The following is a 21,861-nucleotide window of genomic DNA, read 5'->3' on the forward strand; positions in this document are numbered from 1 at the left end:
CCATCCACCAATCTCTCTAGGAGCAGCGCAAGTGAGCAGCAACAGCGGTGACGTACGGCTCTGGGGCGCCCGTTTCGCCGACGGTCCCGCCGAGGCCCTGGCGAAGCTGTCCGCGTCCGTCCACTTCGACTGGCGGCTCGCGCCGTACGACATCGCCGGCTCGCGTGCCCACGCGCGCGTGCTGCACAAGGCCGGGCTCCTCACGGACGACGAACTGACCCGGATGATCGCCGGCCTCGACCAGCTCGCAGCCGATGTGGCCGACGGCTCGTTCGTGGGCACGATGGCCGACGAGGACTGCCACACGGCCCTGGAGCGGGGCCTGCTGGAGCGCCTCGGGCCCGACCTCGGCGGCAAGCTGCGCGCGGGCCGCTCCCGCAACGACCAGGTGACGACCCTCTTCCGGATGTACCTGCGGGACCACGCCCGCATCATCGGCGGCCTGATCGCCGACCTCCAGGACGCCCTGATCGGCCTCGCCGAGGCGCACCCGGACGTCGCGATGCCCGGCCGCACCCACCTCCAGCACGCCCAGCCGGTCCTGTTCGCCCACCACGTACTGGCCCACGTCCAGTCCCTGTCCCGGGACGCGGAGCGCCTGCGCCAGTGGGACGAGCGCACGGCGGTCTCCCCGTACGGCTCCGGCGCCCTCGCCGGTTCCTCCCTGGGCCTGGACCCCGAGGCGGTGGCGCGGGACCTCGGCTTCGAGCACGGCAGCGCCGGCAACTCCATCGACGGCACGGCCTCCCGGGACTACGTCGCCGAGTTCCTCTTCATCACCGCGATGATCGGCGTGAACATCTCCCGGATCGCCGAGGAGATCATCATCTGGAACACGAAGGAGTTCTCCTTCGTGACCCTGCACGACGCGTTCTCCACCGGCTCGTCGATCATGCCGCAGAAGAAGAACCCGGACATCGCCGAGCTGGCACGCGGCAAGTCCGGCCGTCTGATCGGCAACCTGACGGGGCTGATGGCGACCCTGAAGGCGCTGCCCCTCGCCTACAACCGCGACCTCCAGGAGGACAAGGAGCCGGTCTTCGACTCCGTCGACCAGCTGGAGATCCTGCTCCCGGCGTTCACCGGCATGATGGCGACGCTCACCGTGCACCGCGAGCGCATGGAGGAGCTGGCCCCGGCCGGCTTCTCGCTCGCCACCGACATCGCCGAGTGGCTGGTCAAGCAGGGCGTGCCGTTCCGCGTGGCGCACGAGGTGGCCGGCGAGTGCGTGAAGGTCGCCGAGGCCGAGGGCAAGGAACTGGACGACCTCACCGACGAACAGTTCGCGAAGATCTCCGCCCACCTCACTCCGGAGGTGCGGACCGTCCTCAACGTCCCGGGCGCGCTGGCGTCCCGCAGCGGCCGGGGCGGCACGGCCCCGAGCGCGGTCGCCGTCCAGCTGGCCGAGGTCAAGGCGGACGTGGCGGCCCAGCACGAGTGGGCGCACGCCAAGCAGCGGGGCTGAGCCACAGCGCCCCGACAGACACGGGCTGACCTCAAGGGCATCGGGGGTTACGTTGGTCGAAGCCGTACCGGAGCCGACCGAACGGAACTCCCCATGCCCTTCGCCCGACTGGCCACAGCAACCACCCCGACCTGCCACATCGGCCTCGGTCTCGCCGCCGTCGGCCGCCCCGGCTACATCAACCTGGGGCGCGACCACGACCTCGGAGACGACCGCAGCGTCGAGGCGATGCGCAGCCGTACCCACGACCTCCTCGACGCCGCGTACGCCCAGGGCGTCCGCTACTTCGACGTCGCGCGTTCCTACGGCCGCTCGGAGGAGTTCCTCGCCGACTGGCTGAACGCCCGCCCCCATGCGAACGACGTGGTCATCGGCAGCAAGTGGGGCTACACCTACACGGCGGGCTGGTCGGCGGACGCCGAGACGCACGAGGTCAAGGACCACAGCCTGGCCACGTACGAGCGGCAGCGCGCCGAGACCGACGCGCTGCTCGGCGACCGGCTCGACCTCTACCAGATCCACTCGGTGACCCCGGACAGTCCGGCCCTCACCGACAAGGACCTGCACGCCCGGCTCGCCGAGGCCGCCGCCCAGGGTCTGACCATCGGCTTCTCCACCAGCGGCCCCGCCCAGGCCGACGCCGTCCGCGCCGCGCTCGCCGTGACCGTCGACGGCGAGCCGCTCTTCCGTACGGTCCAGTCGACCTACAACGTGCTGGAGACCTCGGCGGCCCCCGCGCTCGCCGAGGCGCACGACGCCGGGCTCACGGTGATCGTGAAGGAGGGCATGGCCAACGGCCGGCTGGCCGCGCCGCACGCGCCGGAGGCGCTGAAGACCGTCGCCGAGGAGACCTCCCTCGGCTGCGACGCCGTGGCCCTCGCCTTCATCCTGTGCCAGCCCTGGGCGGGTGTGGTCCTGTCCGGCGCCGCGACCGTCACCCAGCTCGCCTCCAACCTGCACGCTCCCGCCGTCGACCTCGACACGGACCGGCTGACGCGTCTCGCCTCGCTCGCCGAGGACCCGCGCGCCTACTGGGAGCGGCGCGGACAGCTGCCCTGGCACTGACGATCAGCGCTCTGACCAGCAGCGACGAGTCATCCATGCCTGGAATGAGACATGAATGTCTCACATGGGCTACCCTTGTCTCATGGCCCTCGATCGTGACCAGGTGCTGCGCAGCGCGGCCGCCCTGCTGACCCGTAAGTCCACCGCGACCATGGACGAGGTCGCCAAGGCCGCCGGTATCAGCCGGGCCACCCTGCACCGCCACTTCGCCGGGCGCGACGCGCTCGTCCGGGCGCTGGAGGCGCTCGGCATCGAGGAGTGCGAGGCGGCGGTGGACGCGGCCCGGCTCGACGAGGGGCCGGCGGCGGAGGCCGTACGCAGACTGGTGCGGGAGATCCAGCCCGCCGCCGGACTGCTCGCCTTCCTGTACGGCGAGAGCCAGCTCTGGGAGGGCGACCGGCAGAACGAGGGCTGGCAGCGGCTGGACGCCCGGATCGGGGCGGTCTTCCAGCGCGGGCAGCGGAGTGGAGAGTTCCGGATCGACCTCACTCCCGTCTGGCTCACCGAGGCGCTGTACGGCCTGACCGCCTCCTGCGCCTGGGCCACCCTGGACGGCCGTGTGGCCGCCCGGGACTTTCCGACCATGGTCGCCGAGCTGCTGCTCGGCGGCGCGCTACGAAGAGAGGAATCATGACCAGCACCCTGCAGCCGGCCACGACGACGGAGGCGGTGAAGCGCCCGGGCCGCTGGCTCGCGCTCTCCGTCCTCGTCCTCGCCGTGCTGCTGGTGGCCGTCGACGCCACCGTCCTCGGTCTGGCCACCCCGTACATCAGCGAAGACCTCGACCCCTCCGGCACCCAGCTCCTGTGGATCGGGGACGTCTACTCCTTCGTCATCGCCGGTCTGCTCGTCTCCATGGGCAGCCTCGGCGACCGCATCGGCCGCAAGCGGATCCTGCTCGTCGGCGCCACGGCGTTCGGCGCGCTGTCCGTCCTGAACGCCTACGCGACGACTCCCGAACTGATGATCCTGGCGCGGGCGCTGCTCGGTGTCGCGGGCGCCACGCTGATGCCCGCGACCCTCGCCCTGATCCGCAACATCTTCCACGACCCGCGCGAGCGCAGCCTCGCCGTCGGCATCTGGGGCGCGACCGCCTCCGCCGGCACGGCCGTCGGCCCGATCACCGGCGGCTTCCTCCTCGAACACTTCTGGTGGGGCTCGGTCTTCCTGATCAACCTGCCCGTGATGGCCGTCCTGGTCCTGGTCGGCATCCGCACCCTGCCCGAGTCCCGCAACCCCGCTCCCGGGCCCTGGGACCTGAGCAGTGTCGTCCTGTCGCTGGTCGGCATGATCGGCATCGTGTACGCCGTGAAGGAGGCCGCGACCCACGGCTTCACCTGGCCCACAGCCGCCGCCGGCCTGCTGGGCGCCGCCGCGCTCCACGGATTCGTACACCGCCAGCTCACCATGCCCGCCCCGCTGCTGGACATGCGTCTGTTCCGGCGCCGTGGCTTCAGCGGAGCGGTCCTCGCCGACCTGCTGACCGTGCTCGGCCTGTCCGGCCTGGTGTTCTTCCTCTCCCAGTACCTGCAACTCGTCCAGGGCAGGCGCCCGTTCGAGGCGGGCCTGGCCGAACTGCCCGCCGCCGTCGGCGCGGTGGCGGCCGGTCTCGTCGCGGGCCGCGTGGCCCGCCGCTTCTCGGTCCGGGCGGTGGTATCGGGCGGTCTGGCGGCCGTCGGCCTGGCCCTCGCCGTGCTGACGGCGCTCGGCCAGTCCACCGGTTACCCGGTCCTCGGCGCCGCCCTCCTGGTCGTCGGGATCGGCGCGGGCTTCTCCTTCACGGTCACCGCGGACGTCATCCTCTCCAGCGTCCCCAAGGACCAGGCGGGCGCCGCCTCGGCGGTCTCCGAGACGGCGTACGAACTGGGCGCGGCGCTCGGCATCGCCCTGCTGGGCTCCATCGTGACGGGCGTCTACCGCGACTTCACCGGCCCCGCGGGCACCCCCGCCGCGGCCCACGAGTCGCTGGGCGCGGCGGTCGAGGCCTCGGCGCACATGCCGACGCCCACGGCGGAGGCCCTGCTGTCCGCAGCACGGGAATCCTTCGTCCACGGCCTGACCCTGGCCTCGGGCGTGGGAGCGGTGGTCCTGTTGCTGACGTCGATCGCGGCGTGGTTCATGCTGAAGAACCAGAAACTGGAAAGCGCGGGCTGAGCGCGGCTCCGCAGGGCCCCTGGGGTCAGCGGAGATAGCCGAGCACCGTCATCATCCCGCTCTCCGAGTGGTACTGGTTGTGACAGTGCAGCATCCACAGCCCGGGATTGTCGGCGTCGAACTCGACGACCAGCTTGCGGTGCGGCAGCACGATCGAGGTGTCCTTGCGGGCCCCCACCGCGTCCAGTCCGGTGAGCGCGAACGTGTGGCCGTGCATGTGCACGGGGTGCCACATGTCGGTGGCGTTGATGAGGGTGAGCCGGACCCGCTCGCCGGCCCGGACGGGATGCCGCTGCCGCACGTCGTAGGGCTTGTGGTCGAACGCCCAGTCGTATTTCTCCATGCTGCCGGTGAGCCGGATGCGCATCTCGCGGTCGGGGTGGCGGTCGGCGAGGGCGACGGAGTCGGCGGGCTTGAGCCGGCGGGCCGGGACGACCTTTCCGTCGAGTTCGTCCGGGTGCACGTCCGGCGCCGGAAGGTTCTTCCCCTTGTCGGTGCGCAGGACGGCGAGCGCCTTTCCCTTCTTGCCCTCGGCGAGGGCGACGAGGGGGAAGACGCCGTCCTTGGCGGTGATCAGGACGTCGTACCGCTCCGCCATGCCGATGAGCAGGGCGTCGGTCTCCTGGTGCACCACGGGATAGCCGTCGGTGTGGGTGACGGTCATCCTGTGGTCGCCGAGCGCGACCCGGAAGGCGGTCTCCGAGCCCGCGTTGATGAGCCGCAGCCGGACACGGTCGCCGGGGCGGCAGCGGAAGACGGAGGGACGGCTGCCCAGGCGCCCGTTGGCCAGGTAGAGGGGATAGGCGACGCTGCCGCCCTCGCCGTGCAGCATGCGGCTGTGCGAATCGCGCAGCACCCGGGAGGGGCCCGCCGCACGCCCGCGGGACGACGACCGACGGGGACTCGGGGTGCCGTGTCCGGGGCCCATGGCCATGCCCGGCATCGCGGCATCGCTCCCGCCGGGCTTGAGCTGGGCGAGCACCTGGTCGGGGGTGGAGCCGTCCACCCCGTCCACCCAGTCGTCCAGGACGACGACCCATTCCTTGTCGTAGGCGAGGGACTCCTTGGGATCGTCGACGATGAACGGCGCGTACAGGGCGCGGTCGGGCTGCAGCCCGACGTGCGAGTGGAACAGATACGTGCCCGGGTGAGCGGCGACGAAGCGGTAGGTGAAGTCCGCCCGGGAGGGAATGGCGTTCTGGGTCAGGTCCGGAGTGCCGTCCATGTCGCAGCGCAGACGCACCCCGTGGGAGTGCAGCGTGGTCGTGACGGGAAGCCGGTTGGTGAGGGTGAGGTCGAGGACGTCACCGGCGGTGACACGCACCAGCGGCCCCGGGAGCACCTCGTTGTACGCCCAGCTCCGGACGGACTTCCCGCCCAGGTCCAGCGTCGACTCGGCAGCGGTGAACCTGAACGTGCGTACGGGACCTGCCCCGCGCTTCCGCTCGGCGGCGAGAACCTCCGGATCCGACGGATTCACGTACCCTTTGGGCCCCGGTGGCACGAACCTGCCCGCACCGCTCCCGTGGTGCGGGGGCTTGGAGCCGGAACCGGAGCAGGCCGCCAGGAGCCCCGCCCCGGCGGTGGCGATCGGAGCACGGAGCAGGGTACGCCGCGAAGGTTTCTGCATGTCTGAATAAGACATGTTGTGCGCTCATATGGCCGGTAAATGCGGCGGAATGGCTGAAGTGTCGGAGCAGATTCCACCGGCAGGCGGACGGAGCCGGCCCGCCGGCGGGTCCACCGGAAGGTCTAGGCGGCCTTCGCCTTCGTGGCGTACATGTCCACGTACTCCTGTCCGGACAGCCGCATGACCTCGGCCATCACGGAGTCGGTCACGGCCCGCAGCACATAGCGGTCCCGGTCCATCCCCTCGTACCGCGAGAACTCCATGGGCTCGCCGAAGCGGACGGTGACCCGGCCGGGCCGCGGGATGCCCTTGCCTCCCGGCTGCAGCTTGTCGGTGCCGATCATCGCGAACGGAACCACCGGTGCACCGGTCATCAGGGTCAGCCGCGCGATCCCGGTGCGGCCCCGGTACAGCCGGCCGTCGGGCGAGCGCGTGCCCTCGGGGTAGATCCCGAAGATCTTCCCCTCCTCCAGGATCCGCCGCCCGGTCATCAGCGCGGCCACGCCGCCGTTGGCCCCGTCCCGGTCCACCGGGATCATGCCGACACCGGTGAAGAACCAGGCCATCAGGCGGCCCTTGAAGCCCTTGCCGGTGACGTACTCGTCCTTGCCGATGAAGTGCACCTGCCGCTTGGTGACCACCGGCAGCACGATCGAGTCGATGAACGTGAGGTGGTTGCCGGCCAGGATGACCGGACCGTCTCCCGGAATGCGCTCCACGCCCTCCACCTGTGGGCGGAACATCAGGCGCATGATCGGTCCGAGCACTGCCTTGATGAGCGCGAAGCGGGACAACGGGTCCTCCGATGTCGAGGGGATCGATATGAGTCTGTGCAGGTGAGGACATTACTCGCGGGTGCCGGGCGGGCGCACATCGGGTACGCCCGGTTCACCGAGGTCTTACGAAGAGTTGACGCGGGTTTACCTGCGGTGGCGCGACGGGGACGAGCCGTAACGCGCCGGTGACGGTGTGACGGAGATCGCGCGAGCCACCCCTCCGGCCGGCGACACCCCCCCGACCGCCATCCAGTCGGCTGTCATCACGGGTACCCCCTGGCGGCTGCCCGCACTCGCTTCCGTGGGCGGCCCGGGGGTGCCGGTATCCCGGCGGCTGCCTGCACTTGCTTTCCTGGGCGCCGGTCATCAAGGGGATCCCGGGTGGCTGCCTGCAGTCGCTTCCCTCGGCGGCCGGTCACCAGGGGGATCCCGGGTCCCTGGTGGTGGCCTGCACTCGCTTCCCCGGGCGGCCCGTTGTCAAGGGCGTCCCCGGTGGCTGCCCACTCGATTCCACGGGCAGCCGGTCCTCAGGGGCGTCCCCGATGGCCCCCCGCACTCGCCTCCCCGGCCAGCCGTCGTCACCGGCACCAGGGCCCGTCACTCTGCGGATCCCCCGCCGGCCGTCACCTTGTACATCCCCGGGCACCCGTCACCCGGCACCTCACCCGACGGCCCTCACCCGGCACATCACCGGACACCCGTCACCTTGCGTGTCCCCGGGCACCCGTCACCTTGCGTGTCCCCGGGCACCCGTCACCTTGCGCGTCCCCCCGACGGCCGTCACCTTCCACACCACCCCGACGGCCCGTCACCTTGCGCTCCCTCGACCGCCCCCGCCCTGCGCATCCCCGGACACCCCTCATCCTGCACATCCCCGGACACCCGTCATCCGGCACCTCACCCGACGGCCCTCATCCGGCACGTCCCCCGACAGCCCCACCCTGCACATCCCCCCCGGCCCGTCACCCAGCGCGCCCCCCGACGGTCCTCACCGTGCGCCTTCCACAGGACACCCGGCAACACCCGCCTGTTCCGGCCCAGGACTCCCTTCGGTCATGTCCGGGCCCCTACGATCGGGCCGCACTCACGATCAGACGGCAGGAGGGCGCTGATGGGCAGCGACCAGGCGAATGAGAAGACGCAGGGCACCGGACGGCGGGCGATCCTCGGCGCGGCGGTATTCGGTGCGAGCGGAGCGGTGCTCGGGCTGCCGGACGTGGCCGAGGCCGCCGGGGCCCGGACGGGCGGGCACGGCGGCCGGGGGCTGAAGAGCCTGCCGGTGCCCACGATCATCGGCCACCGCGGGGCGAGCGGCTACCGCCCCGAGCACACCTTCGGCTCCTACGAACTGGCCCTGGACCTGGGCGCCGACGTGGTCGAGGCCGGTGACCTGGTGCCCACCAAGGACGGTCATCTCGTCTGCCGGCACGAACCGGAGATCGGCGGCACCACGGACGTCGCCTCCCACCCCGAGTTCGCCGACCGCAGGACCACCAAGGTCCTCGACGGCGTCTCCACCACCGGCTGGTTCACCGAGGACTTCACGCTCGCCGAGCTGAAGACGCTGCGCGCCGTCGAGCGCATCCCGGCCAACCGGCCGCACAACACCCTCTACAACGGGCGCTGGGAGATACCCACCTTCGAAGAGGTCCTGAAGTGGCAGGACGAGCAGACCCGCAAGCGCGGCAAGCAGGTCTTCATCTACCCCGAGACCAAGCACCCCACGTACTTCCGGCGGCTCGGCCTCGGCCTGGAGGAGCGGGTCGCGAAGCTGTTGCGCAAGTACGGCAAGGACGGCCGGAACTCACCGGTCATCCTCCAGTCCTTCGAGCCCACCAGCATCCAGAAGCTGAACCAGCTGGTCGACAACCCGCTCGTCGTGCTGCTCTCCACGGCCGACAGCCGCCCCTACGACTTCGTCGCGTCGGGCGACCCGCGCACGGTCGCCGACCTCATCACCCCCAAGGGCCTGCGGGAGATCGCCGGTTACGCGCAGGGCATCGGCCCGACCCTGGACCTGGTCATCCCCAAGAACGCCGACGGCACCCTGGGCAAGCCGACCACCCTGGTCGCCGACGCGCACAAGGTGGGCCTGATCCTGCATCCGTACACCATGCGCAACGAGAACCCCTTCCTCCCGGCCGAGTACCGCAAGGGCAGCGCGGCCGACGCCTACGGCGACCCCTTCGGCGCGTTCAAGACGTACTTCGCGACCGGCATCGACGGCGTCTTCACCGACAACGCCGACACCGGTGTGCTCGCCCGCGCCGACTTCCTGGCGGGCTGACCCGGTCAACGAACAGCCCTTCCCGCACCCGTTCGGGTGGCCGTGCGCCGCCCCGGAAACCTGCTCCCGGGGCGGTACGTCGTTCCGCATATGACGTATGACTTGGTGGCCGCCCTGCACCCGCTGCTCACCGCCGAGGCCTCGGCCGAGGCATATGCGGCCGGAGGTGAGCCCGGCGACCTGGAGCAGGCCGTCTGGCTCCGCCTGCTGGAGCGCCTGGAGACCGACGGTCCGCCACCGGACCCGCAGGGCTGGCTGCGCAAGGCGGTGCGCGCCGAGGCCCGCCGCAGCCGCCGTACCAGCCGCCGGGAACGCCCGTACGGCACCGAACCGGCCGATGAGGCCCGCGCCGACCCCGAGCAGCACGTCCTCACCGCCGCCCGGCACCGCGCCCTGCGCGACGCGGTGCGCCGCCTGCCCGGCCGCTGCCCCCGGCTCATCGAGGCCCTGCTGTCCCCGAAGGACCTCACATACCGGGAGATCGCGGGGGAGTTGGGTATCTCACAGGGCAGCCTCGGCCCGGAACGCTCCAGATGTCTGGGTTGTCTGCGCCGATTGCTCACACCGGAGGTTGCTTCCGGCGAAGTGCGGGGATAGGAGTGAGGGACGACAGGTGATCAGGTGAGCGGGAGGCATGCGCACATGGGCATGAGCGTGACCATCTCGGTGGCGACCGAGCAGGACGCGGAGCAGATCTTCAGGCTCCAGTACCTGTGCTTCCAGAGCGAGGCGGCGCTGTACGGCAACTACCGCATCGACCCGCTGGTCCAGACCCTGGACTCCGTCCGTCAGGAGGTCGCCTCCGACTGCGTCTTCGTCGCCCGGCTCGGCGAGGAGGTGGTCGGCTCGGTGCGCGGCAAGACCACCGAGGACGGCACGGCCGCCATCGGCAAGCTCTGCGTCCACCCGCGCCTTCAGGGCCACGGCATAGGCGCACGTCTGCTGCGCGCGGCTGAAGCGGCGCTGGTGGAGGAGCGCGGCGCCACCCGCTTCCGCCTCTTCACCGGCCACCGCAGCGAGGGCAACCTCCGCCTGTACCGCCGCTCGGGCTACGAGACGGTGGGCCGCTCCAAGGGTGCGGACGGGGTCGAGATGATCGTCCTGGAGAAGCAGGCCGGGACCTACGCGGCTACGGCTTGACGATGGTCCGTGCCTTCCGCAGCCAGTACATCGCGGAGAGCGGCAGCAGAACGGGAATGAAGAGGTAGCCCATCCCGTACTTCGACCACACGGTCGAGTCGGGGAACGCCGAGGGGTCCGCGATCGTCCACGAACCGACGACCAGCACGCCCGAGAGCTCGGCGGCGCAGCACACCATGGCCGCCCGCCGAGCTGTCTCCCCGCCCCGGACCAGCGTGTACGTGATGAACGCGTACACGAGCCCGGCCACGGCCGACAAGGAGTACGCCAGCGGCGCCCGATCGAACTCCGTGCTGATCTCGAACGCCGAACGCGACACCGCGCCGACCACCATCACGCCGTAGAACCAGACGAGCAGCATGCCCGGCCCGCTGGTCAACCGGGTCGGCTTCTCCTCCACCGCCGTCATCTCAGCCTCCCCAGATGTCATAGAGCCGCACCTCCAGCACGGCCAGCACCACACCGCCCGCGGCCACCGTCACCGAACCCCACTTGGTCCGCTCGGCCAGGGACATGAACCCCGCCGCCGGAACGCACGCGAACGCGCCCAGCAGATACGCCACGAAGATCGTCGTACCCTGCTCCGGCTTCTCGCCCCGCGCCAGCTGCACGATGCCGACGACCAGCTGGACCACGGCCAGCAACGACACCACAGCCATGCCGATGAAGTGCCAGTCCTTGGTCGGCTGGTCGCGATAGGCGGCCCAGCCGCACCAGGCGGCGAGAAGCAGCGCGGCGACCCCGGTCGCCAGCGTCAGGGCATTGAGCATGCGGTGACCTTATTACGGCCGAAACGGGCGCCTGGCGCCGACCCCGCCCGTGGGCCACAGGGTCTAGACCACACCGTAGGGTCTAGGCATGACGATCCACGCGCACGCCCTCCTGTTCGACAACGACGGCACCCTCGTCTCCTCCCTCCACTCCGTCGAGCGCTGCTGGACCCGCTGGGCCCGGGAATACGGCGTCACCGCCGAGGAGTTCCGGCGCGTGGCACTGCACGGCCGGCCCGCCACCGAGATAGTCGCCGACCTGCTGCCCGCCCACCTGGTACCAGAGGCGGTCGCACGGGTCGAGCAGCTGGAGGTGGACGACGTACCCGACGGAGGCGTGCGGCTCCTGCCCGGGACGCGGGACTTCCTGGACTCCCTGCCGGCCGACCGGTGGGCCGTCGTCACCTCCGCCACCCGGCGGCTCGCCGAGGCCCGCCTGGACGCCGTCGGGATCCTGCCCAAGACACTGATCGCCGCTGACGACATCACGCGCGGCAAGCCCGACCCCGAGCCGTACCTGCTCGCCGCCCGGCGGCTCGGCGTCGACCCGGCCCGCTGCGTCGTCTTCGAGGACGCCCCGGCCGGACTCCAGGCGGGCCGGGCCGCCGGAATGACCACCGTGGCGTTGGCCACAACCCACCGCGCCGAGGACCTGGACGCCGACCTGGTGGTCGAGGACCTGTCGGCCTTGTCGGCACTGGTGACCGACGGGGGCGTGGAGATCTCCGTCCGCCGCTGACCCCACCGCACCGGCTGTCCGCCGCTGTCCACTATGCGGACGGCGGCGGCCGGTCAGGACCGTACGTCTGCTTTACTGATCGCATGACCACGACGAGCTGCCGCATCCTTGCGACCGAGGCGACCCCGACGCCCGGTGCTCGTTGTATGTGTCGCCTGATGTGTCGAATGTGCGCCTGCTAGAGGGCCCCCGCATCAGCTGAGCCTCGCGCCCCGAAGCGAGAGCCGTGGCATGTCCGTGCGCCGTGAGCCGTACGAGACGCACATCCACTCACCATGCCTGAACCGCATGCACCCGTGCCCGGGCACACCCACGCCCGCGCACTCGACAGTGACGGAAATCCTGTGATCACCACCTCGGGCCTGACCAAGGTCTACCGCTCCCGCGGCCGTGAGGTCACCGCCCTCGACGGCGTCGACCTGCACGTCCGCGAAGGCGAGGTCTACGGCGTCATCGGCCAGTCCGGCGCCGGCAAGTCCTCCCTCATCCGCTGCGTCAACCTGCTGGAGCGCCCCACCTCCGGCACCGTGACCGTCGCCGGGCAGGACCTCACCGCGCTCGCCGGTCGCGGCCCCCGTGCCGGCAAGGAGCTGCGCCGGGCGCGCAGCCGGATCGGCATGGTCTTCCAGCACTTCAACCTGCTCGCCTCGCGCACCGTGCAGGACAACGTCGAGCTGCCGCTGGAGATCCTCGGCAAGTCGGGGAGGGAACGCTCCCGCAAGGCGCTCGAACTCCTCGACCTGGTCGGCCTCGCCGACAAGGCCAAGGCCCACCCGGCCCAGCTCTCCGGCGGCCAGAAGCAGCGCGTCGGCATCGCCCGCGCCCTCGCCGGCGACCCCAAGGTGCTGCTGTCCGACGAGGCCACCAGCGCCCTCGACCCGGAGACCACCCGCTCCATCCTCCAGCTGCTGCGCGACCTGAACCGGCAGCTGGGCCTGACCGTCCTGCTCATCACCCACGAGATGGACGTCGTGAAGTCGATCTGCGACTCCGCCGCCCTCATGGAGAGGGGCCGGATCGTGGAGTCCGGCACGGTCAGCGAGCTGCTGGCCACCCCCGGCTCGGAGCTCGCCGCCGCGCTGTTCCCGGTGAGCGGGGAGCGCACGGGCGCCGACCGCACCGTCATCGACGTCACCTTCCACGGCGAGGCCGCCACCCAGCCGGTCATCTCCCAGCTCGCGCGCACCTACAACATCGACATCTCGATCCTCGGCGCCGCCATCGACACCGTCGGCGGCCTCCAGATCGGCCGGATGCGCATCGAACTGCCCGGCCGCTACGAGGACAACGTGGTGCCGATCGGTTTCCTGCGCGAACAGGGCCTGCAGATCGACGTGGTGGGCCAGGAGGCCCTGCTGGTGAAGGAAGGTGCCAAGTGACCTGGTCCGAGATGCAGCCGCTGCTGTCGCAGGCGTGTACCGAGACCTTCCAGATGGTGCTCTGGTCCACCCTGATCGCCGTCGCCGCCGGCCTCCCGCTCGGCCTCCTCCTCGTCCTCACGGACCGGGGCGGCCTGCTGCAGAACGTCCTCGCCAACAAGGTGATCGGCCAGATAGTGAACGTCGGCCGGTCCATGCCGTTCATCATCCTGATGGTCGCCCTGATGACCTTCACCCGCTGGGTCACCGGGACGACGATCGGTACGACCGCCGCGATCGTGCCGCTCGCCATCGGCGGCATCCCGTTCTTCGCCCGCCTGGTCGAGACGGCCGTCCGCGAAGTGGACCACGGTCTCGTCGAGGCCGTGCAGTCCATGGGCGGCAACACCTGGACGATCGTCCGCAAGGTCCTCGTACCCGAGGCCCTGCCCTCGCTGATCGCCTCCACCACCACCACGGTCATCGCGCTCATCGGCTACTCCGCCATGGCCGGCACGGTCGGCGGCGGCGGCCTCGGCGACCTCGCCGTCCGCTACGGCTACCAGCGCTTCGAGACCCAGCTGATGTGGATCACCGTCGCGATCCTCGCCGTCGTCATCTCCCTCATCCAGTTCGCCGGCGACTTCGCGGCCCGCTCCCTGCACAGCCGCGGCGGCCGCTCCGGCCCGGCGCCGAAGCTCCGCCTGCTGAAGGCGAAGGAGCCGGCCGCGGCCGACGTCGGCAAGGTCGCCTGAAGCACCCCTGATCTCCCCGTTCACCCGTACACGGGGTCGCACCACCCTTAAGGAAAGGCACTTTTCGTGCGTAACACCGCCAAGCTCACCACCGCCGTCCTCGCCACCGGAGCCCTCACCTTCGGGCTGACCGCCTGCGGCTCCGGCAGCTCCTCCGCCTCCCACGACTACAGCGGCCCGCTGGTCGTCGCCGCCAGCCCGACCCCGCACGCCGAGATCCTGAACTTCGTCAAGAAGAACCTGGCGAAGAAGGCGGGCCTCGACCTGGAGGTCAAGGAGTTCACGGACTACATCACGCCGAACACGGCGACCGAGGACGGCTCGGTGGACGCCAACTACTTCCAGAACCAGCCGTACCTGGACGACTTCAACAGCAAGCACGGCACCCACGTCGTGCCGGTCGTCACGGTGCACCTGGAGCCGCTCGGCCTGTACTCCCACAAGGTCAAGAAGGCCGACGCGCTGAAGAGCGGTGCGACCATCGCCGTCCCGAACGACGCCGTCAACGAGGCCCGCGCCCTGAAGCTGCTCGCCGCCAACGGGCTCATCACCCTCAAGGACGGCGCCGGCAACGAGGCCACCGCGCAGGACATCGCCAAGAACCCCAAGAACCTCAAGTTCAAGGAGGTCGAGGCGGCCCAGACCCCGCGCTCCCTGGACGACGTGGACGCCGCCGTCGTGAACGGCAACTACGCCATCTCCGCCGGTCTGAAGCCCGCCAAGGACGCGATCCTGCTGGAGTCCGCCAAGGACAACCCCTACGCCAACTTCCTCGCCGTGAAGAAGGGCAACGAGAAGGACCCGCGGGTCAAGAAGCTCGCCAAGCTCCTCGTCTCGCCCGAGGTCAAGAAGTTCATCGAGGACAAGTACCAGGGCTCGGTCATCCCGTCCTTCTGAGCCGGCACGTACACGACGTTTCGTGACGCACGGGGTCCACCCCCTCACCCGGGGTGGACCCCGTCGTGCGATTCAGTGGCTTCATGCTGCATGCTGGGCAGTTCGCAGGCCCTGAAGATTTACCGAAGTAACGGAGCGGCGCATGACTGGCACCTTTCCCAACGTCTCCATCAGCACGGAGCGGTTGGTGCTGCGCCCCTTCGAGGAGTCCGACATCGAGGCCTACGCCGAGATGATGAACGACGAACTCGTCACCGCCTGGACCTCCGTACCCCACCCCTACACCGAGGCCGACGCCCGGCACTGGATCACCGAACTCGCCCCGGCCGAACGCACCGAGGGCCGCGGCATCGTGTTCGCCGTCGACGAGTTCCTCACCCAGCGCCTGGTCGGCATCGTCCATCTGCAGAACACCGACTGGCGGGTGCGTTCGGCCGAGATCGCCTACGTCATCGCGCCGTGGGCCCGCGGCGAGGGCTATGCCTCCGAGGCGGCCCTGGCGACCGCGCAGTGGCTGTTCCACACCCAGAAGTTCGAACGCCTGGAGCTGCGCACCACCGCCGACAACACCGCCTCCCAGCAGGTCGCCCAGAAGATCGGCTGCATCAGCGAGGGCGTCCTGCGGAACGCCTGGATAGCGCGCAGCAGGTCCGGCGACGGCACATGGGCGGATGTCCGCACCGATGTCATCGTCTGGAGCCTGCTGCCGGAGGACCTGGCCGACACGCGCGGTTTCACGTCCCACTCGGACTGGAACTGAGCCCTCGGGCCCTCACCAGGTACCCTCACGGAGTCCGCACACGGGCCCCACCCCCATGACGACCTGCGAAGACCTGGAGAGACGACGATGGCCGACCGGGTCACGGTGATCGGCTGGGACGGCTCGCCGCTGACCGACGCGGCACGCGCCGCCCTCGGCGCCGCCACGCTCGTGGCGGGTGCCGCCCACCACCTGGCGCTGCCCGAGGTCCCGCCCGCCGCCGAACGCGTCCGCCTGGGCAGCGTCGCGCTCGCCGCCCGCCGCATCGCCGCCCACCGCGGCACCGCGGTCGTGCTCGCCGACGGCGACCCCGGTTTCTTCGGCGTCGTACGCACCCTGCGCGCACCGGAGTTCGGCCTGGAGGTCGAGGTCGTCCCCGCCGTCTCCGCCGTGGCCGCCGCCTTCGCCCGCGCCGGCATGCCCTGGGACGACGCCCAGGTGGTCGTCGCCCACCCGCGCACCCTGCGCCGGGCCGTGAACGTCTGCCGCGCCCACTCCAAGGTCGCCGTCCTCACCGCACCGGGCGCCGGACCCGCCGAACTCGGGCTGCTGCTGGAGGGCGTGCACCGGACCTTCGTCATCTGCGAGGAACTGGGCACCGAACGCGAGCAGGTCACGGTCGTCACCTCCGAGAAGGCCCCCGACCACACCTGGCGCGACCCCAACGTCGTCATCGTCATCGGCGGCCCGGCCGGCGCGGGGGAGGGCGGCGGCTGGATCGCCGGCCGCGAACCGGGCGCCGGGCCGCGCGGCTGGGTGCAGCCCGACGAGACCTACGGCGACGGGCCCGGCAGCCGCCTCGGCGAGGGCGAGACGGAACTGCTGCGCGCCGCCCAACTCGCCCGCCTCGGCCCCCGAGTCGGCGACCTCGTGTGGGACATCGGCTGCGGCTCCGGCGCGTTCGCCGCCGAGGCCGCGCGCGCCGGGGCCGCCGTCATCGCCGTCGACCGGGATCCCCGGGCCTGTGCCCGGACCGACGCGGCCGCGCGGCGGTACGGCGTACAGCTCCACGTGGTCCAGGGCACCGCCCCGCAGGTCCTGGAGAACCTGCCCGAGCCGGACGTCGTCCGGGTGGGCGGCGGAGGAGCGGCCGTCGTCTCCGCGGTCGCCGACCGGCGCCCGCAGCGCATCGTCACCCACGCGGCGACCCGCGACGCGGCCGAACTGGTCGGCCGTGACCTGACCGAGCACGGGTACCGCGTCGAGTGCGCCCTGCTGCAGTCCGTCGAACTCGACACCCGCGCCTGGACCGAGACCGAGCGGAGCGTCGCGTTCCTGCTCAGCGGGGTTCTCCCCGACCGTGCCCCGTGATCCTGTTGTCGTACCGCGCGCGGTAGGCTGGCCGATCGTTGTACCGCACCGGTGGCCCGGACTTTCGTTCGCCAATGTCCGGAAAGCGCGCCCGCTTTGGGGTGGGTGTGGTACTGCGGAACCGGAGGACGCGCAACGTGGCGCAGTCCACAGCGGGCTGTCGCGGATCATGCTGTCGTGACGGCGGAACGGCCGGGACAATGCCACTGAATGGCTTTGTCGCCTTTTCCGGCGGGTCGTTCGTGCCGCTGGGCACGGACGCTCGTTCTTCACTACGGGCGGTCGGTGCGCCGTTCCGGGTGAGCTGGTCGTAGGAGCACTAACCGATGGGCGAGGGGTACGCATGACCGACACCGGCCAGGTCCCGGCCGAGGGGCAGCCGGAGAGCGCAGGCATGGTGGAGCAGCCGGGCGTTGCCGCGCACGGTGCGTACGCCTACCTCTCCGAGGCACCCGCCGAGGACGAAGACCTGCTGCTGCCGGGTGCCCAGGGCGCGTGGGGCAACGAGGTGCCGCCACCCGCTCCGGAACCGGTCCTGGAGGCCGTCCACGAGCCGGGCCCGCACGAGACGGCCGGCCGGGACAGCGGCTCCGTCGACCTCAGCGGCGTCCGCCTGCCGAACCAGGCCCCGGCCTCCGTGCCGCCGTCGCCCATCCTCGCGGCCCCGCAGGACCAGCAGGCCGCGCCGCAGCCGCCGCGCCGTCCACTGCACCTGGGGCCGCCGATCCCCGATGCCTCCGCCAGCCCGGTCCGCTCCCTCGCCGACCGCGGCCCGGCCGGCGCGCCGGTACGGCAGCCCGGTCCGCCGCCGGCCGGCCCCGAGTACCTCGACGCCCAGCCGCTGCACGACATGGCCCCGCAGAGCGCGGCCCCGTGGGGCGCGGCGCCCGCCGCCCCCGCCGTGGCCCAGGCCGGCACGGGGGCACCGGCTGCCGAAACGGTTGACCCGGCCGCCGCCCCCGCCGCCCCCGCTGACGCCGCCGCACCGGCCGAACCGTCCGACGCCGCCCAGGCCGCCGTCGCCCGCCTCACGAACCAGGCGGCCGGGCAGGCACCGGGTACCGCGCAGGTGGTGCACGGCCACGACGGCGTGCAGCCCGCGCACGGCCACGACGGCGTGTACACGGCCCCCGAGAGCGCCGAGCCGTTCGCCGCAGAGCAAGGACCGGAGCAAGGGCAGGGGCCGGAGGGTGTCCACCGGGTCGCTGCCGAGGACGTACAGCCTGTCGACGGTACGGCCGCCGGGAACAGCGGTCTCGCGGCCGAGACGCCGGTGACGGAGGCCGGACCGGCCGAGCCCGGACCCACACCGCCCGTCGCCGAGGAGGCGCCGGCACATCCGGGCGAGCAGGGTGCCGTCCCGGTGCCGGAACAGGCACCGGAGGACGCACAGGCCGACTCCGCCATCGAGGCGTCCGGGGCTGTTCAGGCGTCCGGGGCCGCTCAGCCGGCGGAGGGGACGCAGACGCCGGAGGGTGCTCACGCGGGCGGGGGTGTACAGCCGGCCGAAGGCGTTGCGCCGGGCGGAGTTGTACAGCCGTCCGTGGCCGCTCAGCCGTCCGAGGTCGCTCAGCCGGGCGAGGTCGTGCAGCCGGGTGAGGCGGTGCAGGAGTCCGGGGTTGCTCAGCCGTCTGGAGCGGCTCAGCCGGGCGAGGGCTCGGAGTCGTCCGGGTCCGCTCAGCCGTCGGAGGCTGTTCAGCTGGGTGCGGTCGCTCAGCCGGGCCAGGTCGTACAGCCGGGCGAGGCGGTGCAGGAGTCCGGGGATGCTCAGCCGGGCGGGGTTGCTCAGCCGTCTGGAGCCGTGCAGCCGGGCGAGGGTCCGGAGTCGTCCGTGGCCGCTCAGCCGTCGGAGGCCGCTCAGCTGGGTGAGGCGGTGCAGGAGTCCGGGGTTGCTCAGCCGTCTGGAGCCGTGCAGCCGGGCGAGGGCTCGGAGTCGTCCGTGGCCGCTCAGCCGTCGGAGGCTGTTCAGCCGGGCCAGGTCGTACAGCCGGGCCAGGTCGTACAGCCGGGCCAGGTCGTACAGCCGGGCGAGGCGGTGCAGGAGTCCGGGGGTGCTCAGGTGAGCGGGGTTGCTCAGGCGTCTGGAGCTACGCAGCCGGGTGAGGGCCCACAGCCGTCCGAGGCCGATCAGCTGTCCGCGGCCGCTCAGGCAACCGGCGCCGCTCAGCCCGGCGAGGGCGTGCCCGTGCCGCAGGTGCAGGATGTGACCGTCGCCGCCGACGCCGGGCAGGCTGTTGCGGCGGCCGGTGCTGCCGTCGACAGCGCGAGCACCGCCCCGGCGCCCGAGGCGTCGGACGCGGCGCAGGCCGCCGCCCCCGCGCAGGCCGGTCCGAACACCCCGGTCGCAGTGGAGCCGCAGCCCGGCGTGGTGGCGGCACCGCCCGCGGCTCAGCCCGCGCCCGCCGAGGGGGCCGTACCGGCCCCCGAGCCGGTGGCCGCGCCCGAGTCCGGTACCCCGGGCTCCGCGCCGGAGGCGACGGAACCCCAGGCCCCTGCCGCCGCCCCGGCCCAGGACGCCGTACCGGTCCCGGCCGCCGCCGTGCCCGAGCCGCAGCCCTACCCCGCCCAGGGCCCCCAGCTGGCCGACCCCGCGGCGTCCGCAGTCGGCGCCCCGCAGGCCCCGGCCGCCGTCGTGCCGTCGGCCCAGCCCCAGCCGACCGCCCAGGTCACCGCCACCGGACCCGGCGCACCCGCCGGCCCGCAGACACAGCCCGCCGAGGCCGGCGCCGCACCGGCCGGCCACGACGCTCCGCAGGAGCCGCTCGGGCAGTTCGTGCAGGTCGAGGGCCAGGTGCCCACCGCCCCGCATCTGGCGCCGACCCCGCCGCAGCCCCTGGTCCTGCCCGCAGAGGGCGCACAGGAGCCGGTGGCCATGGTGCCGGCGCCGCGCGAGGGCGAGCCGGCCCCCGATGCCGTACAACGTGCGGAAGACCTGCAGACAGCGCCCGACGACCAGGAAGCAGAGACGGCTGCCATGGCCGAGCCACGACAGTCCACCGGCCCCGCCGCGCCCGGCTACGCCGACGCCGAGCGTGAGGCCGTCCTGAAGGTCATGCGCGAGCGCCGGGACATCCGCAACGGCTTCCGCAGCGACCCCATCCCGCACGAGGTGCTGCTCAGAGTCCTGGAGGCCGCGCACACCGCGCCCTCCGTCGGTCACTCGCAGCCCTGGGACTTCGTCGTCATCCGCTCCGCCGAGACCCGGCGGACGATGCACGAACTGGCGATGCGTCAGCGCGAGGCCTACGCCAAGTCGCTGCCGAAGGGCCGGGCCAAGCAGTTCAAGGAACTGAAGATCGAGGCCATCCTCGACACCCCGGTCAACATCGTCGTCACCGCCGACCCCACCCGCGGCGGCCGGCACACGCTCGGCCGTCACACCCAGCCGCAGATGGCGCCCTACTCCTCGGCGCTCGCGGTGGAGAACCTCTGGCTCGCCGCCCGCGCCGAAGGCCTCGGCGTCGGCTGGGTCAGCTTCTTCGACGAGCGGGAGATGGTCCGCGCGCTCGGCCTGCCCGAGCACCTGGAGGTCGTCGCCTACCTGTGTGTCGGGTACGTCGACGAGTTCCCGGACGAGCCCGAGCTGATGCAGGCCGGCTGGTCCAAGCGACGCCCCCTGTCCTGGGTGGTGCACGAGGAGACGTACGGCCGCCGCGCCCTGCCCGGAGAGGAACCCCACGACCTGCTTGCCGAGACCGTCGCACAGATCCGCCCGCTCGACGCCAAGGCGCTCGGCGAGGCATGGGAGCGCCAGAAGCGCATGACCAAGCCGGCCGGCGCGCTCGGCATGCTGGAGATCATCTCCGCACAGCTGTCCGGGCTGTCCCGGCAGTGCCCGCCGCCGATCCCGGAGCCCGCAGCCGTCGCCATCTTTGCCGGCGACCACGGCGTGCACGCCCAGGGCGTCACCCCCTGGCCGCAGGAGGTCACCGCCCAGATGGTGGCCAACTTCCTCGGCGGGGGAGCGGTCTGCAACGCCTTCGCCACCCAGGTCGGCGCCGAAGTGTGCGTCGTGGACGTCGGCGTCGCCGCCGACCTCCCGGCCACCCCCGGCTTGCTGCCCCGCAAGATCCGCGGTGGCACGTCCGACATGACGACCGGCCCCGCGATGACCCGCGAGGAGGCCAAGCAGGCCATCGAGGTGGGCATCGAGACCGCCCGCGACCTGGTGGCGGCCGGCAACAAGGCGCTGCTCACCGGCGAGATGGGCATCGCCAACACCACGGCTTCGGCTGCCCTCATCTCGGTCTTCACGGGTGCCGACCCGGCGGAGGTGACCGGCCGCGGCACGGGCATCAACGACGAGACGCTGGCCCGCAAGACCGAGGTCGTCCGGCGCGCCCTGGAACTCCACCAGCCGGACCCGGCCGACCCCATCGGCGTCCTCGCGGCCATCGGCGGCTTCGAGCACGCGGCCATGGTCGGGCTGCTCCTCGGCGGCGCCTCGCTGCGTACGCCGGTGATCCTGGACGGCGTCAGCGCCGGTGCCGCGGCCCTGGTCGCCCGCGCGATCGCTCCCGAGGTCCTCGCGGCCTGCATCGCCGGCCACCGCAGCGCCGAGCCCGGCCACGTGGCCGCCCTCAACAAGCTGGGCCTGCGCCCCCTGGTCGACCTCGACCTCCGCCTGGGCGAGGGCACGGGCGCGCTCCTGGCGCTTCCGCTGGTCCAGAGCACGGCGCGGGCGATGCACGAGGTGGCCACGTTCGATTCGGCGGGAGTTACCGAGAAGTAGTGACGTTGTGCAGGGGGTCCCG

18 protein-coding genes are annotated in these 21,861 nt (G+C 71.9%); 14 read left to right on the forward strand and 4 right to left on the reverse strand.

What is annotated here, in order from left to right; genetic code table 11:
• The first annotated feature begins 31 nt into the window (after positions 1–31).
• The 4 genes from argH (at position 32) to ABT171_RS12830 (ending at position 4,684) form a co-directional block, all read left to right on the forward strand.
• Positions 32–1,465 carry an argininosuccinate lyase gene (gene argH, locus ABT171_RS12815; RefSeq protein WP_351242810.1) on the forward strand — a complete coding sequence of 478 codons (1,434 nt, stop codon included), beginning with the start codon at positions 32–34 and terminating at the stop codon, positions 1,463–1,465.
• Between the two features lie 93 nt (positions 1,466–1,558).
• The gene (locus ABT171_RS12820) at positions 1,559–2,530 is read left to right on the forward strand and encodes an aldo/keto reductase (RefSeq protein ID WP_351242812.1); all 972 of its coding nucleotides are present in this window, start codon (positions 1,559–1,561) and stop codon (positions 2,528–2,530) included.
• 82 nt (positions 2,531–2,612) lie between these two features.
• Positions 2,613–3,164: a TetR/AcrR family transcriptional regulator gene (locus tag ABT171_RS12825; protein WP_351242814.1), complete on the forward strand. Its 552-nt coding sequence runs from the start codon at positions 2,613–2,615 to the stop codon at positions 3,162–3,164.
• Positions 3,161–4,684 carry an MFS transporter gene (locus tag ABT171_RS12830; RefSeq protein WP_351242816.1) on the forward strand — a complete coding sequence of 508 codons (1,524 nt, stop codon included), beginning with the start codon at positions 3,161–3,163 and terminating at the stop codon, positions 4,682–4,684. The genes ABT171_RS12825 and ABT171_RS12830 overlap by 4 nt, the downstream gene beginning before the upstream one ends.
• A 25-nt stretch (positions 4,685–4,709) precedes the next feature.
• On the opposite strand, the gene ABT171_RS12835 is transcribed toward ABT171_RS12830, so the two are convergent.
• Together ABT171_RS12835 and ABT171_RS12840 are read right to left on the reverse strand one after the other, a co-directional pair.
• Positions 4,710–6,314 carry a multicopper oxidase family protein gene (locus tag ABT171_RS12835; protein WP_351242818.1) on the reverse strand — a complete coding sequence of 535 codons (1,605 nt, stop codon included), beginning with the start codon at positions 6,312–6,314 and terminating at the stop codon, positions 4,710–4,712.
• Between the two features lie 122 nt (positions 6,315–6,436).
• Complete coding sequence (locus tag ABT171_RS12840; RefSeq protein WP_351242956.1) at positions 6,437–7,066, reverse strand: lysophospholipid acyltransferase family protein; 630 nt, start codon at positions 7,064–7,066, stop codon at positions 6,437–6,439.
• A gap of 1,135 nt (positions 7,067–8,201) precedes the next feature.
• On the opposite strand from ABT171_RS12840, the gene ABT171_RS12845 reads away from it, so the two are divergent.
• The 3 genes from ABT171_RS12845 (at position 8,202) to ABT171_RS12855 (ending at position 10,517) form a co-directional block, all read left to right on the forward strand.
• Positions 8,202–9,377 carry a glycerophosphodiester phosphodiesterase gene (locus tag ABT171_RS12845; protein WP_351242820.1) on the forward strand — a complete coding sequence of 392 codons (1,176 nt, stop codon included), beginning with the start codon at positions 8,202–8,204 and terminating at the stop codon, positions 9,375–9,377.
• A gap of 90 nt (positions 9,378–9,467) precedes the next feature.
• Positions 9,468–9,974 (forward strand): RNA polymerase sigma factor, encoded by a 507-nt coding sequence (locus tag ABT171_RS12850; RefSeq protein WP_351242822.1) that lies wholly within the window; start codon positions 9,468–9,470, stop codon positions 9,972–9,974.
• A gap of 45 nt (positions 9,975–10,019) precedes the next feature.
• Positions 10,020–10,517 (forward strand): GNAT family N-acetyltransferase, encoded by a 498-nt coding sequence (locus ABT171_RS12855; protein ID WP_351242958.1) that lies wholly within the window; start codon positions 10,020–10,022, stop codon positions 10,515–10,517.
• Here ABT171_RS12855 and ABT171_RS12860 read toward each other — a convergent pair.
• Both ABT171_RS12860 and ABT171_RS12865 read right to left on the reverse strand, forming a co-directional pair.
• Entirely contained in the window at positions 10,507–10,926 is a 420-nt protein-coding gene (locus ABT171_RS12860) for a hypothetical protein (RefSeq protein ID WP_351242960.1), read from the reverse strand. The two genes, ABT171_RS12855 and ABT171_RS12860, sit on opposite strands and share 11 nt — an antisense overlap.
• A 1-nt stretch (position 10,927) precedes the next feature.
• Positions 10,928–11,287: a hypothetical protein gene (locus tag ABT171_RS12865; protein ID WP_351242824.1), complete on the reverse strand. Its 360-nt coding sequence runs from the start codon at positions 11,285–11,287 to the stop codon at positions 10,928–10,930.
• A gap of 88 nt (positions 11,288–11,375) precedes the next feature.
• Between ABT171_RS12865 and ABT171_RS12870 the strand changes: the two genes are divergently transcribed.
• The 7 genes from ABT171_RS12870 to cobT all read left to right on the forward strand — a co-directional run bounded on the left by ABT171_RS12870 (position 11,376) and on the right by cobT (position 21,839).
• Positions 11,376–12,026, forward strand: coding sequence for an HAD family hydrolase (locus tag ABT171_RS12870; RefSeq protein ID WP_351242826.1), 651 nt, complete (start codon positions 11,376–11,378; stop codon positions 12,024–12,026).
• A gap of 344 nt (positions 12,027–12,370) precedes the next feature.
• A complete protein-coding gene (locus ABT171_RS12875; protein WP_351242962.1) occupies positions 12,371–13,405 on the forward strand; it encodes a methionine ABC transporter ATP-binding protein in 1,035 nt (344 codons plus the stop codon).
• Positions 13,402–14,139 (forward strand): methionine ABC transporter permease, encoded by a 738-nt coding sequence (locus tag ABT171_RS12880; protein WP_351242828.1) that lies wholly within the window; start codon positions 13,402–13,404, stop codon positions 14,137–14,139. Before ABT171_RS12875 ends, ABT171_RS12880 begins: the two co-directional genes overlap by 4 nt.
• Before the next feature lie 66 nt (positions 14,140–14,205).
• Positions 14,206–15,036, forward strand: coding sequence for a MetQ/NlpA family ABC transporter substrate-binding protein (locus tag ABT171_RS12885; RefSeq protein ID WP_351242830.1), 831 nt, complete (start codon positions 14,206–14,208; stop codon positions 15,034–15,036).
• 142 nt (positions 15,037–15,178) lie between these two features.
• Complete coding sequence (locus ABT171_RS12890; protein WP_351242832.1) at positions 15,179–15,796, forward strand: GNAT family N-acetyltransferase; 618 nt, start codon at positions 15,179–15,181, stop codon at positions 15,794–15,796.
• An 87-nt stretch (positions 15,797–15,883) separates the two neighbouring features.
• Positions 15,884–17,107, forward strand: coding sequence for a precorrin-6y C5,15-methyltransferase (decarboxylating) subunit CbiE (gene cbiE / locus ABT171_RS12895; RefSeq protein ID WP_351242834.1), 1,224 nt, complete (start codon positions 15,884–15,886; stop codon positions 17,105–17,107).
• Positions 17,108–17,450: 343 nt separating this feature from the next.
• Complete coding sequence (gene cobT, locus ABT171_RS12900; RefSeq protein ID WP_351242836.1) at positions 17,451–21,839, forward strand: nicotinate-nucleotide--dimethylbenzimidazole phosphoribosyltransferase; 4,389 nt, start codon at positions 17,451–17,453, stop codon at positions 21,837–21,839.
• Positions 21,840–21,861 lie beyond the last annotated feature (22 nt).

The organism is Streptomyces sp. NPDC001851, assembly GCF_040297165.1.
Lineage (GTDB): Bacteria > Actinomycetota > Actinomycetes > Streptomycetales > Streptomycetaceae > Streptomyces.

Bases quoted from the DNA above. Each gene is read 5' to 3' on its own strand.
- ABT171_RS12820 (WP_351242812.1), top strand. From the start codon at position 1,559: ATGCCCTTCGCCCGACTGGCCACAGCAACCACCCCGACCTGCCACATC.
- ABT171_RS12825 (WP_351242814.1), top strand. From the start codon at position 2,613: ATGGCCCTCGATCGTGACCAGGTGCTGCGCAGCGCGGCCGCCCTGCTG.
- ABT171_RS12840 (WP_351242956.1), bottom strand. From the start codon at position 7,066: ATGCGCCTGATGTTCCGCCCACAGGTGGAGGGCGTGGAGCGCATTCCG.
- ABT171_RS12850 (WP_351242822.1), top strand. From the start codon at position 9,468: ATGACGTATGACTTGGTGGCCGCCCTGCACCCGCTGCTCACCGCCGAG.
- ABT171_RS12890 (WP_351242832.1), top strand. From the start codon at position 15,179: ATGACTGGCACCTTTCCCAACGTCTCCATCAGCACGGAGCGGTTGGTG.
- ABT171_RS12835 (WP_351242818.1), bottom strand. From the start codon at position 6,314: ATGCAGAAACCTTCGCGGCGTACCCTGCTCCGTGCTCCGATCGCCACC.
- ABT171_RS12860 (WP_351242960.1), bottom strand. From the start codon at position 10,926: ATGACGGCGGTGGAGGAGAAGCCGACCCGGTTGACCAGCGGGCCGGGC.
- ABT171_RS12830 (WP_351242816.1), top strand. From the start codon at position 3,161: ATGACCAGCACCCTGCAGCCGGCCACGACGACGGAGGCGGTGAAGCGC.
- ABT171_RS12865 (WP_351242824.1), bottom strand. From the start codon at position 11,287: ATGCTCAATGCCCTGACGCTGGCGACCGGGGTCGCCGCGCTGCTTCTC.
- ABT171_RS12845 (WP_351242820.1), top strand. From the start codon at position 8,202: ATGGGCAGCGACCAGGCGAATGAGAAGACGCAGGGCACCGGACGGCGG.
- ABT171_RS12870 (WP_351242826.1), top strand. From the start codon at position 11,376: ATGACGATCCACGCGCACGCCCTCCTGTTCGACAACGACGGCACCCTC.
- cobT (WP_351242836.1), top strand. From the start codon at position 17,451: ATGACCGACACCGGCCAGGTCCCGGCCGAGGGGCAGCCGGAGAGCGCA.
- cbiE (WP_351242834.1), top strand. From the start codon at position 15,884: ATGGCCGACCGGGTCACGGTGATCGGCTGGGACGGCTCGCCGCTGACC.
- ABT171_RS12855 (WP_351242958.1), top strand. From the start codon at position 10,020: ATGGGCATGAGCGTGACCATCTCGGTGGCGACCGAGCAGGACGCGGAG.